General features: G+C 41.3%; 15 protein-coding genes and 1 riboswitch. Of the genes, 13 read left to right on the top strand and 2 right to left on the bottom strand.

Annotated elements, in window-relative coordinates; genetic code table 11:
• Positions 1 to 44 precede the first annotated feature (44 nt).
• The 11 genes from KHQ31_RS05455 to aroD all read left to right on the top strand — a co-directional run bounded on the left by KHQ31_RS05455 (position 45) and on the right by aroD (position 9693).
• Positions 45 to 665, top strand: coding sequence for an ECF transporter S component (locus tag KHQ31_RS05455; protein ID WP_213408596.1), 621 nt, complete (start codon positions 45 to 47; stop codon positions 663 to 665).
• Between the two features lie 159 nt (positions 666 to 824).
• Entirely contained in the window at positions 825 to 1901 is a 1077-nt protein-coding gene (locus tag KHQ31_RS05450) for a DUF805 domain-containing protein (protein ID WP_213408595.1), read from the top strand.
• Positions 1902 to 2310: 409 nt separating this feature from the next.
• A complete protein-coding gene (locus KHQ31_RS05445; protein ID WP_213408594.1) occupies positions 2311 to 2583 on the top strand; it encodes a SemiSWEET family transporter in 273 nt (90 codons plus the stop codon).
• Between the two features lie 49 nt (positions 2584 to 2632).
• The gene (locus tag KHQ31_RS05440; RefSeq protein ID WP_213408593.1) at positions 2633 to 2899 is read left to right on the top strand and encodes a type II toxin-antitoxin system HicB family antitoxin; all 267 of its coding nucleotides are present in this window, start codon (positions 2633 to 2635) and stop codon (positions 2897 to 2899) included.
• A gap of 172 nt (positions 2900 to 3071) precedes the next feature.
• A complete protein-coding gene (locus KHQ31_RS05435) occupies positions 3072 to 3881 on the top strand; it encodes a shikimate dehydrogenase (protein WP_213408592.1) in 810 nt (269 codons plus the stop codon).
• 10 nt (positions 3882 to 3891) lie between these two features.
• Positions 3892 to 4890 (top strand): 3-deoxy-7-phosphoheptulonate synthase, encoded by a 999-nt coding sequence (aroF, locus tag KHQ31_RS05430; RefSeq protein ID WP_213408591.1) that lies wholly within the window; start codon positions 3892 to 3894, stop codon positions 4888 to 4890.
• Between the two features lies 1 nt (position 4891).
• A complete protein-coding gene (gene aroB, locus KHQ31_RS05425) occupies positions 4892 to 5953 on the top strand; it encodes a 3-dehydroquinate synthase (RefSeq protein WP_213408590.1) in 1062 nt (353 codons plus the stop codon).
• A 2-nt stretch (positions 5954 to 5955) separates the two neighbouring features.
• Positions 5956 to 7134: a chorismate synthase gene (gene aroC, locus KHQ31_RS05420; RefSeq protein ID WP_213408589.1), complete on the top strand. Its 1179-nt coding sequence runs from the start codon at positions 5956 to 5958 to the stop codon at positions 7132 to 7134.
• Complete coding sequence (gene aroA / locus KHQ31_RS05415; RefSeq protein ID WP_213408588.1) at positions 7134 to 8426, top strand: 3-phosphoshikimate 1-carboxyvinyltransferase; 1293 nt, start codon at positions 7134 to 7136, stop codon at positions 8424 to 8426. The genes aroC and aroA overlap by 1 nt, the downstream gene beginning before the upstream one ends.
• Before the next feature lie 21 nt (positions 8427 to 8447).
• Positions 8448 to 8960 carry a shikimate kinase gene (locus tag KHQ31_RS05410; protein ID WP_213408587.1) on the top strand — a complete coding sequence of 171 codons (513 nt, stop codon included), beginning with the start codon at positions 8448 to 8450 and terminating at the stop codon, positions 8958 to 8960.
• Positions 8953 to 9693, top strand: coding sequence for a type I 3-dehydroquinate dehydratase (gene aroD, locus KHQ31_RS05405; RefSeq protein ID WP_213408585.1), 741 nt, complete (start codon positions 8953 to 8955; stop codon positions 9691 to 9693). Before KHQ31_RS05410 ends, aroD begins: the two co-directional genes overlap by 8 nt.
• 78 nt (positions 9694 to 9771) lie before the next feature.
• On the opposite strand, the gene thiT is transcribed toward aroD, so the two are convergent.
• On the bottom strand, positions 9772 to 10335 hold the full coding sequence (gene thiT, locus KHQ31_RS05400) for an energy-coupled thiamine transporter ThiT (protein WP_213408584.1): 564 nt from the start codon (positions 10333 to 10335) through the stop codon (positions 9772 to 9774).
• Positions 10336 to 10492: 157 nt separating this feature from the next.
• Positions 10493 to 10581, bottom strand: a riboswitch (TPP riboswitch).
• A gap of 48 nt (positions 10582 to 10629) precedes the next feature.
• Positions 10630 to 11589 (bottom strand): dihydroorotate oxidase, encoded by a 960-nt coding sequence (locus tag KHQ31_RS05395; protein ID WP_213408582.1) that lies wholly within the window; start codon positions 11587 to 11589, stop codon positions 10630 to 10632.
• Positions 11590 to 11801: 212 nt separating this feature from the next.
• Between KHQ31_RS05395 and KHQ31_RS05390 the strand changes: the two genes are divergently transcribed.
• Both KHQ31_RS05390 and KHQ31_RS05385 read left to right on the top strand, forming a co-directional pair.
• A complete protein-coding gene (locus KHQ31_RS05390) occupies positions 11802 to 12782 on the top strand; it encodes a ribose-phosphate diphosphokinase (protein ID WP_213408580.1) in 981 nt (326 codons plus the stop codon).
• 21 nt (positions 12783 to 12803) lie between these two features.
• Entirely contained in the window at positions 12804 to 13790 is a 987-nt protein-coding gene (locus tag KHQ31_RS05385; RefSeq protein ID WP_213408578.1) for an aldo/keto reductase, read from the top strand.
• Positions 13791 to 13920 lie beyond the last annotated feature (130 nt).

Below are 13920 nucleotides of genomic sequence, written 5' to 3'. Positions count from 1 at the left end.
ATGGTAAAATGGAGGTACTTTAAAGATAAAGAGGTTGCAGAGTCATGGCGCAACAAGCTACACAAAGTCGACGCTTAGTGTTGACATCATTATTTATTGCCATTATTTTGGTTCAATCAATCGTACCTTGGTTAGGCACATTACCATTGGGTGCATTCGTGCTAGGGGCGGCTGTAACAATTATTACGTTTACAGTTGCAATCGGAGCAATCGTGTTGGGACCACGGACTGGTGCGTTATTGGGATTTGTTTGGGGCGCATACTCATTATGGCATGCATGGACTGCAGTTCCGAGTATTGGGGCATTGATTTTCCGTAACCCAATTACTGCATTAGTACCACGCATTATGGTGGGGATTTTGATTGGAGTACTGTATCAATATTGGGTAAAAAACCGATCATTGAAGAAGCAAACGCCATATCTAGTGTTGTTGGGTGGTTTAGCTGCGTTCATTAATACCAGTCTGGTTTTATTGATTACTTGGTTTAGCTTCTCAATGATGAACACATCGTTTACGGGAATTCCTGACACAGGGTTAGCTAATTGGCTGATTACATCAATTGCTGGCTTTAATGGAATTTTTGAAATTATTGCGGGTATGATTTTAGTACCACTAATCGCCATGCCTGTCATAACATATTTAAACCGTCAAAACTTAATTTAAAGATGAAAACAGTATTAACGAGTTAAGCGTTAATACTGTTTTTTGCTGTGTTTTTGTAAATTTTAAATATTTTTATTTAAGCGTGTAATTAATTAAATTACATACAAAAATACGGTATAATATAACGATGTTGAACGGAAAATAATGGGGGCAGAGTGTATGAAGCAATATATGGAATTTTGGAAACAAGCGTTTAATTTTACTGGAGAAACATCTCGTTATACATATTGGTACATGCAAGTAATGAATGGCTTGATTGCATTGATGATCGTTATCCTGTCATTGATTGGTGTGTTACTGGGAAACGATTTAGCAACAATTGGCACAATTATCATTATTGGATTTGGGATGCTATTGTTGTTCACACTAGTATCACTTCTGCCTGAAATAGCTTTGAGTGTGCGCCGTTTGCGTAATGCAGGACTACCATGGGCATTAGTTTTCTTAAAGGTTTTTAATACGATTTTCTCAATTTTGATGTTAATGCCTGCTAAGAAAGCAGCACCTCGTCTAGAACGTAAGGAACGTTTTTATTGGCTAGGTGCGTTGGGAATGGTTATCAGTCTAGTTGGTGCTATCTTAATTGGGGTGACAAGTAACGGTTGGGGTGCAATTGTAGTCTTAGGACTAGGTCTAGTTGTAAGCATTGCAGCAGTTGTGTTTAATATGAAGCGTCGTCGTTTAGTAGCGTTGATTAGTTTGGCTGTTGCTGTTAGTGCCGCAACAATTTCATTAGGTGTTACGGCTGGTTCACATTTCAATCAAGTTTACGAACGTAGCAATAAAGTATCAACGCTGGATACAACGATTTATAACGCTTTGAAATTGGAGCCTGGAAATGAAGGACGTCCAGTTTCTGAATTGTTAACTGTTACGAAAGATGAGTGGGTTGAAGCGGATGGCGTTAAATTTGATGTCATTTCAACAAAGCAAATTAACGATGATTACGTTCGTGTAGCATTGGACATTGAAAACACAGGTAAGGAGCCGTTGGAACTGCAAAGCTTCCAATTTGAATTAGCTGACAGTAAAGATGCAACTCGTATGCTTGAATATGATGTGTTTTTGTCTGAATTAGATTTGAATGAATACAATTTCCGTCTAATCGATGATCAAGTTGTAGAACCTGGTGAAACCTTAAAAGGAACGCTAACGTTTATGACTAAAATTTCTGATGCTAAATATTTAGTAATTGGGCAAAGTGGCGAACGAGAAGCCGCGTTTGAATTGAAATAATAGATTAAGAAAAAGAACTCCTTCAACGAAGGAGTTCTTTTTTTATAGATTAGAGCACATATGCACGATACTGTGGATGAATCAGTATTAAATTAAAAAATAGCATAGATAAAAAATATAGAAATAAGTGGGTTTTTGAGTTTAAAATATATGGAATCAATTTGTTTAATTTCATTACTAATAGTAATATATATTTAATGATGGGGTCATTAATCTGAATCAGATTCGCATCAAGAAATGAATCTTTAGAAATCATATGCTCACTTAGGGAGCATTGTGGTGTGTAAAACACACAAAAAACGGTTCGAATCCGAAATGATTTATTGTCCATGTATGGGACTATAGGGGCATCATGTATAGGGTAATGTAAGATGTCTAATTATTTATATTTAGGAGCGTGAGCTATATCATGAACACAAAAGTTTTGTCATTTATTGCACGTGCAGCAAGTATCTTGTCAGTATTAATGTATGTGTCATATATTCCACAAATCGCCAATAACTTGGCGGGAAACTATGGTGATCCAGTGCAACCATTCGTTGCGACGGTTAACTGTATTTTCTGGACAATTTACGGTTTGTTTGGACTAGATGGGCATACCCGTGATAAGGCCATCTTGGTTGCAAACGTGCCGGGGATTTTCTTTGGGTTAACAGCCTTTTTGACAGCGATTATTCACTAAGCCAAGAAATTTAGTATTGGTTTCAAGTAAAAGCAGATGGGAACCAAATATGATGAAACAAGAAATAATTCGTTATCCGACAATTTTTTCGGAAAGGAATGATGAGGATGGACACTATTTTGTGGTGACTTCCCCAAATATTCCGGGGATGGTTACGCAAGGTGATGACTTCAACATGGCAGTAGAACAAGCGACTGATGCATTGTGGACGATGCTAGAAGATACAGTATTGCCAGAAGTAATGGATCTAGAAGAATGGGTTTTGTCTACGTCAGACCAAGTTGTTTATATTCCTGTTGTTAAGCAGAATAATTAAGTCGAAAAGCTGTTGGGTTTATACCAACAGCTTTTTTGTTTAATTAAAATGAAATACTTGAAGACTTTATGAATTTAAAGCCGCAGACATGTATAGCGCTCATTTTTACGGTATAATCAATTTAATTAGAAGTAAGTAAAATCGGACACATTCTGCTTAAAGGAGAGAGATTATGGAACAATTTGGATTAATTGGTTGGCCAATCGATCACTCACTTTCACCAGCAATTCATAATGCTGGGTTTAATGCAGAAGGACTAGAGTATACGTATGAATTAATCCCTGTTCATCCGGATGACTTTGCCGCTGAAATTATAGACATACTGCAAACGTATAGTGGGTTAAACGTGACAACGCCATATAAACAAGCCATTATTCCGTATTTAGATGGAGTAACGGAAGCAGCAGAAAAGATTCAGGCAGTGAATACAGTTTATCGTCTACCAAATGGTGATCTGTTTGGTGATTCAACTGATGGTGAAGGTTTTTGGGACACAAGTGGTATAGATGGGAACCAAACTGTAGTTATGATTGGTTGTGGTGGTGCGGCACGTGCCATTATGGCAACAAAACCTGAACATGTTCATTTACAGGTATTAAATCGACGTAGTGCGAATTTTCCGGCATATGAGCAAAGTGTTTGGCAGTTAACACAGACCGAATTAAAAGACTTAGCAACATTTGAAGACTGGGGAATGGTAGATGTCGTCATTGATGCAACCTCTCAGGGCTTAACTAATGACCAATCGGTATTAATTGAGGAACAAATTGCACAATTAAAATCAGATGTTAAGTTGATTGATTTAAAGTATGGCCAATCAGCAACACCTTTTTTGACTCAAGGGCAAGGAGAGAAAAGAACCTTGATGGACGGAAAAGCAATGTTATTGGGACAGGCAATTTTAAGTCATGAAAAATGGATTCAGGCAGCCCCTGATCGAGACAGTATGGCAAAAGCGATCATTGAGACGAGTCAAGAGTGAAAGGATTATTATGATAATTATTTTTCGTACGAATGAAGAAGCACAACGTGTTGCGGATAAATTACTTGAATTAGGCGTGCAAAATGTCTTTGTTCATTTGAATCGAGTCGCAGTTGCTGGATATAAGCAGGTACAAGACTTACCAGAAATGATTCAATCAGAATTACCAGCTGATATTGAGATTGAATTAGCACCAGCGAACGCTGTGCAAGTGTCACGTGCCTTTCATCCAGAAGACACAGTTATTGAAACCAAGCACAGCAATATTGGTGGCGACAATTTGACGGTTATCGCAGGACCTGATTCAGTTGAAAATAATGCGCATATTCACTTGATGGCGCAAAACGTCAAAGACATGGGAAGTACAATTCTACGTGGCGGATCATTCAAGCCACGTACCAATCCATATAGTTTCCAAGGCTTAGGGGAAGAAGGTCTTGTTTATCATCGCGAAGCAGCAGACGCTGCGGAATTGGATATGATGACTGAAATTATGTCGACACAAGATTTTGAATTGGTTGATAAGTACACTGATATTTTTCAAGTTGGGGCACGTAATATGCAGAACTTTAGTTTGTTGAAGGTATTGGGACAACAAACTAAGCCAGTTGGATTGAAGCGTGGGATGTCTGCAACCATTGACGATTTACTGAATGCCGCGGAATACATCATGGCCTATGGGAATCCAAATGTCTTTCTAATTGAACGTGGTGTCCGTACATTTGATGCCAAGTACACACGAAATACGTTAGATGTGATGGCTGTGCCGGTATTGCGTGAATTGACACACTTACCAATTTTAGTTGATTCATCACATGCCACAGGTAAGCGCAATTTGGTCATTCCTGGAGCACGTGCTGCGGTAGCGGCTGGTGCACAAGGGGTTATGTTTGAAATGCACGAACAACCTGACGCGGCGTTTGTCGATGGTGCCCAAGCGATTACGCCAAAAGTGTTAGCCGAAGCATTACCAGGGATTCGCCAAATTCACGATTTAGTGGAGGGATAAAATGATTATTGTCAATACACAAGACAAGTCGTATGAAATTTTGCTCGAAAATGGATTGCGCGAACATTTGGGAGAAAAAGTAGCCGAAGTGTGGTCGCCACGTCAAATTATGATTATTACTGATCATCATGTTGCACCACTATATCTGGATGAAGTATCAAAAAGTTTACGTGATGCTGGCTTCACAGTCACAGCAACAACCGTCACGGCTGGTGAAGGTGCCAAGTCGATGACAGTTGCTGAGAAGATTTTGGTCCGCATGACTGAATTAGGCTTCACCCGTACTGATGGTGTCTTTGCGTTAGGTGGTGGAGTTGTAACTGATTTGGCTGGCGTGATTGCATCACTATATATGCGTGGGGTTAGCTTAATTCAAATGCCAACTTCATTATTAGCACAAGTAGATGCTAGTATCGGTGGTAAGACTGCGTTGAATCTAGCAGGCATTAAAAATGTCGTGGGAACATTCTACCAACCAGATTTGGTCTTAATTGATCCCACAGTTTTGACCACAATGACAACTCGTGATTACGCTGCGGGGTATGCAGAAATCATCAAGATGAGTGTATTAGCTGGTGGTGTTTTTGCGGATATGACTGAAGCAATTAAATCACTAGATGATGTACGGGAACATCAAATGCCGTTGATTGATGCATCTATTCGTTTTAAAAAGCAAATTGTGGAATCTGATGTATTTGACAATGGGCAACGTCAAATTTTGAATTTTGGCCATACCTTTGGCCATGCAATTGAATTGCTTTCAAACGGTAAGCTACGTCATGGTGAAGCAATTGCGATTGGTATGGTAACAATGTCTGATCGTTTTGAACGAGATGGGTATACAGAAGTCGGAACAACAGATGCACTTGTGAAGCGGATTCAGGCAGTTAATCTGCCTGTCTTTTCAGAGTTATTTAATCATCCTGATTTTACAGAGACATTGCGTCACGATAAAAAACATCGTGGTCAACAAATTGAATTGATTGGTTTGAAAAAAATTGGTGAGCCGGTCTTGTTGAAGAAGACAATGGATCACTTGTCAGATTTTATTGAAGGAATTTAATTATGCGTTATATGACAGCAGGCGAAAGCCATGGCCCAGAAGAGGTCGCTATTTTAGAAGGTATCCCGGCGGGAATGCCACTTTCAGCAGAAGATATTAATCATGAATTACACCGTCGTCAACGTGGTTATGGACGTGGTGCACGTCAACTTATTGAAAAAGATAATGTGACGATTATGGGTGGTGTCCGCCATCAAATGACCTTGGGATCACCAATTGCATTGAATGTACACAATGATGATCACAATAACTGGACAGCCATCATGGATCCAGATGCGGTAGAAACGCCTGAAAACTCAACACGTAAAGTTTTGCGACCACGGCCTGGTCATGCAGATTTGGTGGGTGGAATTAAGTACGGACATAAGAACGATTTACGTAATGTTTTAGAGCGCTCATCAGCCCGTGAAACAGTCATGCGCGTGGCAGTCGGAGCAGTGGCACGTAAGCTACTAAAGTTGTTGGACATTGATGTGCATGGAATTGTATTAAATGTCGGACCAGTTTGGACGAATACAGATAAGTTATTGGACTTCCCGAATCTTGCGGCTATGCGTGAGGTCAGTGAACAATTCGAAACACGTACATTAGATGCTGACGTAGATGCGAAGATGCGTGAAATGTTAGACGCCACGAAACTAGACCGTAATACGGTTGGTGGAACAGTACAAGTGATGGCGACCGGTGTCCCCGTTGGATTAGGATCTTACGTCTCGGCAGATGCCAAGTTAGATGCCAAAATCGGGCAAGCAATTCTAGGGATTAATGCATTCAAAGGGGTTGAATTCGGTGGTGGCTTTGCCAATGCTGAAAAGTTTGGTAGTGAAGTCATGGATGAAATTTTCTGGACTGAAGAACGTGGTTTCTATCGTGGCTCAAATAATTTAGGTGGCTTTGAAGGCGGGATGACCAACGGTGAGATGATTGTCGTTAAGGGAGTCGTTAAGCCAATTCCAACGCTATACCGTCCCATGCAAAGTGTCGATATTGATACGCACGAAAACCACCGTGCTTCTATTGAACGCTCAGATACAACGGCGGTTCCCGCAGCGGTTGTAATTGCGGAAGCGATGGTCGCAATTGAACTAGCCAAGGCAATTTTAGATAAGTTCGATGCTGACAACATGGATACATTGATTGCGCAAGTTGCTGCATATCGTGAAACTGTACGAGAATTCTAATGGCGCAACTTACATTGAAACAAGCACAACATGGATTGCAAGGGACTGTCCGTGTGCCTGGGGATAAGAGTATCTCACACCGTTCAGTAATGTTTGGAAGTGTCGCTAATGGTGTGACAACGGTCAAAGGACTGTTAGAGTCTGCTGATGTTAAAAGTACGATTGCGGCGTTTAGTACCATGGATATTTCAATCACAGAACACAATGGTCTCTGGACAATTATAGGTAAAGGATTCCAAGGCTTGTCTGAGCCGTACCAACCATTGGATATGGGGAATTCAGGAACAACGACTCGTTTGCTGATGGGACTGCTTGCAGGGCAACAATTTCCACTAACCTTTGTTGGGGACGCTAGTCTATCTAAGCGTCCATTAGCACGTGTATTAGATCCATTGCATTCAATGGGATTGGAACTAGCAGAGGAAACAGCTGTCTTGCCAGTAACCACTAACGGATCAACACATTTAAAGGGGATGACCTATACTTTACCCATGGCATCAGCCCAAGTTAAAAGTGCAATTTTATTAGCCGGATTACAAGCAGAAGGTACAACAACTGTTATTGAACCAATTGCGACACGCGATCATACTGAACGTATGTTGCGACAATTTGGCGTACAAGTGGTCGTTGAAAACCATGCGATTAGTGTGTCTGGTGGGCAACAATTAGCAGGGACGGATATTAATGTTCCGGGTGATATGTCATCAGCGGCTTTTTGGCTAACAGCAGGTCTGTTAGTGCCCAATAGTCAGATTACGATTGAACAAGTTGGGGTTAATCCAACTCGAATTGGGTTATTGCGTCTTTTTGAACGAATGGGAGCAACATTTCCAAACTTAGTGACGTCTAATGACGTCGAACCAGTGATGGACTTAACGGTACAAACACAACAGTTGTCTGCGATTGAAGTAACCGCCGAAGATATTCCAAGTGCGGTTGATGAATTACCACTTTTGGTCTTAGCTGCAACACAAGCGACCGGGACAACAGTTGTTACGGGAGCCGGCGAATTACGTGTGAAAGAATCAGACCGTATCGCGGCAGTGACTAATGAATTGAACAAATTAGGTGCCAACATTGAAGAACAGCCAGATGGGTTCATTGTCCATGGGGGGACGCCGTTGCGAGTTAACGAACCAACAGTGGTGGACGTCTATGATGATCATCGCATTGCCATGATGTTAAGTATTGCAGCGTTAATCACGGATGGTGAGGTTATCTTGGCAGATGGTGACATTGTGAATGTGTCCTATCCAAGTTTCTTTACAGACTTAGCACGACTTAAAAAATAATTCTAACGAAAGGAAGCAGTCATGAGTAAATTGATCCTAATTGGCTTTATGGGAGCGGGAAAAACAACAACCGCTGAACTCCTAAGTCAACAATTGAACGTACCAATGCTAGATACTGACGTAATGATTGCCGAAGAAACCGGGCAAACACCAGGTGAAATCTTCTCAGCAAAGGGTGAAACTGCCTTTCGAATGTTAGAAAAAAATATCGTCCAAAAAGCATTGCAACAGGAAGGTATCTTGGCGACTGGTGGCGGAGTCGTAGAAACGACCGTCAATCGTGAACGTTTATATGATAATCCTGCGCCAGTGTATTATTTGTCTGGTGGATTTGGTCAGACGATGGAGCGTATTGTGGATGATATGGATCGTCCCATCCTGCGCAATAGCAGTTTGTCTGAAATTGGTGTGTTATGGCGTAGTCGTTTACCAAAGTATGAAGCGGCAGCTAATGTGACCATCCATACTGATGGTAAGACGCCACAAGAAATTGTGTCTGAAATTATTGAACACTATGAGGCGCACTATGAGTAGTCAATTACAAATCGGTAAACTAGTGCGACAGCAAGAGAGACCACTAATTGCGATTGCGATGCAAGTGAAGGATGCGTCAGAAACGAAGGGCTATCTGCAAGCGGGTATTGATGAGCGAGTAGATGTGCTTGAATGGCGCATTGATGCCTGGCAAGATTTGAGAACCCTAACTGTTGCAGTCATTAAAGAGGTAATGGTAGTGAGTCAAAGACCAATTATCTTTACATGGCGTACACGTGAAGAGGGGGGCTTAAAAAACTACAATGCCCATGACTATCAAGCTGTCTATTATGCAGCAATTGAGGCAGGGATTGCAGCGATTGATATTGAAACTAACGTGTTAGATGATCAAATGACGACGCGTGCATTTGCGAAAGCGCAAGGCGTTACGGTTATTGGTTCACGACATGATTGGCAATATCCAAGTAATCTACATCAACGGCTGTTTGAGTTAGCTGACATGCCAGTAGATGTGATTAAATATGCTGTAATGGCGGAAAATGAAGATCAAGCCAATATGCTGTTAGCTGAAACAAAAGCTCTTTTTCAACAATGTGAGATGCCATTAATTACGATGGCGATGGGGGATGCAGGAAGCCGAACCCGACTAGAAGGGTTTCGTCATGGCTCTCAATTAACATTTGCCCAAGCAGGGCAAGCATCTGCGCCTGGACAATTATCAGTCGACGACATAGCAAAATTCTTTGCTGATTCATATTTGAACGATTATTAGATTTGAACGATAACGAAAAAGACTGCCACAATTGTGACAGTCTTTTTATTTTGATTAATTTTAAAAGTGAATGAGCTCTTACAAGTTATCTGTGAAGATACGAGGAGCCTTCATGATTAGGATTGCCACCACAACAAGTGTCACAAGCGCCTTTGGAATCAAGAAACTTGCGTTGTATACAAGTGAGTATAGCAAGACTGATTGGTTCTTTGGCGCAAAGCTCGCATAGAAAACCACACCAGCAATTGTATGTGGTACTAGTGCAGCAACACCACTAATCATTGTTGCGATACTTCCTGAAATAGCAGCCTTAGTCAATTGATTGTTGGCCAATTGAGCTTGTAGTGTCTTTGAGTAGACCCCAGCTAGTCCGATAACGGCCACAGCTAATGGGTAATCCAAAAGCATTTGGAAGATGTTAACGAAGAATCCCCCAAAGATGAAGTTCAATAGTCCTGTCAAGAAACCAGTTGTGATTCCAACAGCTGTTCCACGACGAAGGGCGATGACAATGATTGGCAACATGGCCAAAGAAATGCTTCCACCTTGTGGCATACGGAATAGCACGATTTGGTCCAAAACGATGGCCAAGGCAGTAAAGATGGCAATTTCAATTGTCACCCGAATGTTACGTTGTTGCATGAAAATACTCCTCCTAGAGCGGCATATGTTTTTATTTCAACGAGTGTTGAAACATTTATTTAACGAACCGACAGCCAAGAGCAAAGTAAAAACCCCAGTCAATCAAGCCGTATTTCTACGGGTTTCATTCACTGGGGTTTTGTTTAATAGCAATATTAATAAACAAAACCAAGCTTCCTACGCCGGTACTAACCGGATCAGGTTCATGGGTATTATCTCAGCCTTTCGGCACCCCAGCATGGTCGATTCGTTTCAATTAAGTATATCTAGTTCTCAAAAGCTTTGCAATAACAATTAGATGTTTTTTGCGTTTGGATCTGCTTGCAATGTCTTTAGTTTTCCACGGAATTGTGACAAATCATCGTAACCACGACGTTGCATTTCTTCAATCAATTCAGCGTTCAAACGTTCAAAGACGGCAGGTCCTTCTTGATACAATGTTGTTCCAATTTCAACAATTTCGGCACCAGCTAGAATCAAGTCATACACGTTACGACCGTTTGTTACACCACCGGTTCCAATTACCTTAATTTCAGGACGTAGACGTTCACGGAATGCACGCACGTTGGCTAGGGCAGTAGGCTTGGCAATTGCGCCACCTAGGCCACCAAAACCACCCTTAGGTGTGATAGTCACTGTGTCTGTTTCAGGATCGATTGTCAAACCATTACCAATTGAGTTAATTGAGTTAACGAATGCCAATGGGAACTTGTTCAAGATTTCAGCAACTTGATCAAAGTGTGCGATATCAAAGTAAGGTGGTAGCTTTACCCCAACACGCTTTGTGAAGAAGGTAAAGATTTGTTCTAGCAATGCTTCTGTTGTCGCAAAGTCATAACCAATTTGTGGCTTTCCTGGCACGTTAGGGCATGAGAAGTTCAATTCAATCAATCCATCGAAATCAGATTCTTGAATACGACGCATGGCGTACAAAATTTCATCATGTGTAATTCCTGCAGTTGATAGGAAAATTGGCTTTTCATGTTGATACTTTTCAACATATTCGATGTAGTATTCCAAACCGTAGTTTGGCAACCCCATTGAATTAATTGAACCATATGGCATATCTGCATAACGAATTCCTTCGTTTCCCTTACGAGGGTGTTGTGTTGCAGTCTTAGTTACTAGGCTCGCCGCACCAGGTGCAGTGCGGATTTGATCTAGTTCCTCAATAGATTGGCAATTAATTCCAGCAGCATTCAAAAGAATGCCATCAAAGTCGAAACCTGCAATGCTCGCTGTCAAAGTCGTCATGGTAAATCTCCTTAAAATATGTGGTTGTTAAAGTGTTTAAAACATTTTACCAATGTTTAATTAAAAAATCCAGTGTTTTACTAAGTTGTTTTAAAGTTTTGGTATAGACGTAAAAAGTCATGGAATTATGGGTTAGTTATAGCCCGAAACCGGTAATTTTGTTAAAATAGGAGACATAAGAAAGATATTCTATTACTAATTGGAGGCATATCGTGGAGTCTAAATTAAAAGTCTTTGGTTTGTCCGTCAGCCGTGAACTAGCAGAAGCGACGGTACGCGAGATGGGAATTGCCTTAGGGGAAGTTGAAATTCAAACTTTTTCTGACGGTGAAATCTATGAACGTGTCTTGGAAAGTATCCGTGGAGACGATGTCTTTGTGATTTCATCAATTTCTGGTGAAGCCAATGATAGCTTCATGGAAATCATGATTTTAATTGATGCATTGCGCCGTGCCTCAGCACGCACAATCAACGTTGTGATCCCTTACTATGGTTACGGACGTTCAGACCGTAAGGCTAAGGCCCGTGAAGCCATCACAGCTAAGTTACTTGCTTCATTACTAGAAATGAATGGTGTAGAACGTGTGATTTCAATCGATTTCCACGCGGATCAAATTCAAGGATTCTTTAATATCCCTGTTGATTTGCTACGTGCTGCACCATTACTAGCGGAATACTTCGTTGAACATAACTTAACGGATGACCTAGTCGTTGTGTCTCCTGACCACACAGGTGCAGGTCGTGCACGTCGCTTTGCCGATTTCTTGGAAGCACCATGGGGAGTGGTTAATGATAACGTCGCCCGTACGAACCCGTCATCACCAGATGCAATTGTGGGTGAAGTTGCTGGTCGTCGTGCCATCATTATTGATGACATCATTGATACTGGTGAACGTATGGCCATTACGGCTAAGGCAGTTCGTGAAAACGGTGCGACTGAAGTTTATGTTGTGGCAACACATGCTGTGTTCTCAAATGAAGCAGGTGCTCGTTTGGGTGCAGATGACAATGTTACGAAGATTATTGTGACTGACACAAACGCCATCTCAGATGCGAACCGTTCTGACAAGCTAGAAGTGTTGTCAGTGGCGCCGGTTTTGGGACGTGCCATTCATGATATTCATGAAGAAATCTCACTAGATAAGCTACGTATCGCGCAAAATGATCCCGATACATTTAAGCTACACAAATAAATTGAAAAGGAAATATTAACTATGGTATATGCTGCACAAGAAGATCGTTATGAAAAAATGCCTTACCGTCGCGTTTCAGATTCAGGGCTAATCTTACCTGACTTGAGTTTGGGATTCTGGCGTAATATGGGAGACCAACGTCCATTGGCTGATTCAAAGAGTGTTATCTTGGAAGCTTTCGACAACGGAATCTTCTCATTTGACAATGCATCAAACTACGGCCCATCAAACGGAACAGCTGAAGAAACTTTTGGAGCAGTTTACAAGAGTGACTTGAAGCCATACCGTAACGAATTGGTTATCACAACTAAGGCTGGTTACCACATGTGGCCAGGCCCATACGGTGAATTCTCAAGCAAGAAGACATTGTCAAACGCTTTGGATTTGTCATTGCAACGTATGAACCTAGATTACGTTGATATTTTCTACGCACACCGTTGGGATCCAAACACAAACTTGCGCGAAACTGCGGAAGCTTTGGACTTGTTGGTTCGTCAAGGTAAGGCATTGTACATTGGGGTTTCAAACTACAACGCTGAACAAACAGCAGCGATTGCTGAAATCTTTGAAGAACTACACACACCATTTATTGGTAACCAAATGTCATACAACATGTTGAACCGTGAAGCAGAAAAGGACAACATGCTAGACATCTTGGATCAACATCATGCTGGGTTGATTGCTTACGGACCATTGGCAGAAGGACTGCTAACTGACCGTTACCTAGATGGTATTCCAGCAGATATGCCATTGCACCGTTCAAACGCCTTCATTGCTGAAGATCCTGAAAAGGCTGTTAAGCAATTGAACGAATTGAACGAATTGGCAAAGAACCGTAACCAATCATTGGCTCAAATGGCGATGGCTTGGTTGCTAAAGGATCCACGTGTTGGGTCATTGGTCTTTGGTGCAACATCATCAAAGCACTTGCAAGCCAACATTGCGGCAATGCAAAACTTGTCATTTACTTCTGACGAATTGACAGCCATTGACAACATTTTAAAGTAAAATAAATTTAGGCTGATGCCCAACTTAGGTTGGTGCATCAGTCTTTTTTTTATGTTTTTGTCTGTAATATAAATTAAAAATATATTGTGCTTGACCCACTACTATACACGGTGTACTATATGTTATATAG

Source organism: Weissella ceti (assembly GCF_018394055.1).
Lineage (GTDB): Bacteria > Bacillota > Bacilli > Lactobacillales > Lactobacillaceae > Weissella > Weissella ceti.
This window is presented reverse-complemented; position numbering and strand designations above follow the sequence as displayed.

Bases quoted from the DNA above. Each gene is read 5' to 3' on its own strand.
- KHQ31_RS05450 (WP_213408595.1), top strand. From the start codon at position 825: ATGAAGCAATATATGGAATTTTGGAAACAAGCGTTTAATTTTACTGGA.
- KHQ31_RS05435 (WP_213408592.1), top strand. From the start codon at position 3,072: ATGGAACAATTTGGATTAATTGGTTGGCCAATCGATCACTCACTTTCA.
- KHQ31_RS05385 (WP_213408578.1), top strand. From the start codon at position 12,804: ATGGTATATGCTGCACAAGAAGATCGTTATGAAAAAATGCCTTACCGT.
- aroF (WP_213408591.1), top strand. From the start codon at position 3,892: ATGATAATTATTTTTCGTACGAATGAAGAAGCACAACGTGTTGCGGAT.
- KHQ31_RS05445 (WP_213408594.1), top strand. From the start codon at position 2,311: ATGAACACAAAAGTTTTGTCATTTATTGCACGTGCAGCAAGTATCTTG.
- aroA (WP_213408588.1), top strand. From the start codon at position 7,134: ATGGCGCAACTTACATTGAAACAAGCACAACATGGATTGCAAGGGACT.
- aroB (WP_213408590.1), top strand. From the start codon at position 4,892: ATGATTATTGTCAATACACAAGACAAGTCGTATGAAATTTTGCTCGAA.
- aroC (WP_213408589.1), top strand. From the start codon at position 5,956: ATGCGTTATATGACAGCAGGCGAAAGCCATGGCCCAGAAGAGGTCGCT.
- KHQ31_RS05410 (WP_213408587.1), top strand. From the start codon at position 8,448: ATGAGTAAATTGATCCTAATTGGCTTTATGGGAGCGGGAAAAACAACA.
- KHQ31_RS05440 (WP_213408593.1), top strand. From the start codon at position 2,633: ATGATGAAACAAGAAATAATTCGTTATCCGACAATTTTTTCGGAAAGG.
- thiT (WP_213408584.1), bottom strand. From the start codon at position 10,335: ATGCAACAACGTAACATTCGGGTGACAATTGAAATTGCCATCTTTACT.
- KHQ31_RS05455 (WP_213408596.1), top strand. From the start codon at position 45: ATGGCGCAACAAGCTACACAAAGTCGACGCTTAGTGTTGACATCATTA.
- aroD (WP_213408585.1), top strand. From the start codon at position 8,953: ATGAGTAGTCAATTACAAATCGGTAAACTAGTGCGACAGCAAGAGAGA.
- KHQ31_RS05395 (WP_213408582.1), bottom strand. From the start codon at position 11,589: ATGACGACTTTGACAGCGAGCATTGCAGGTTTCGACTTTGATGGCATT.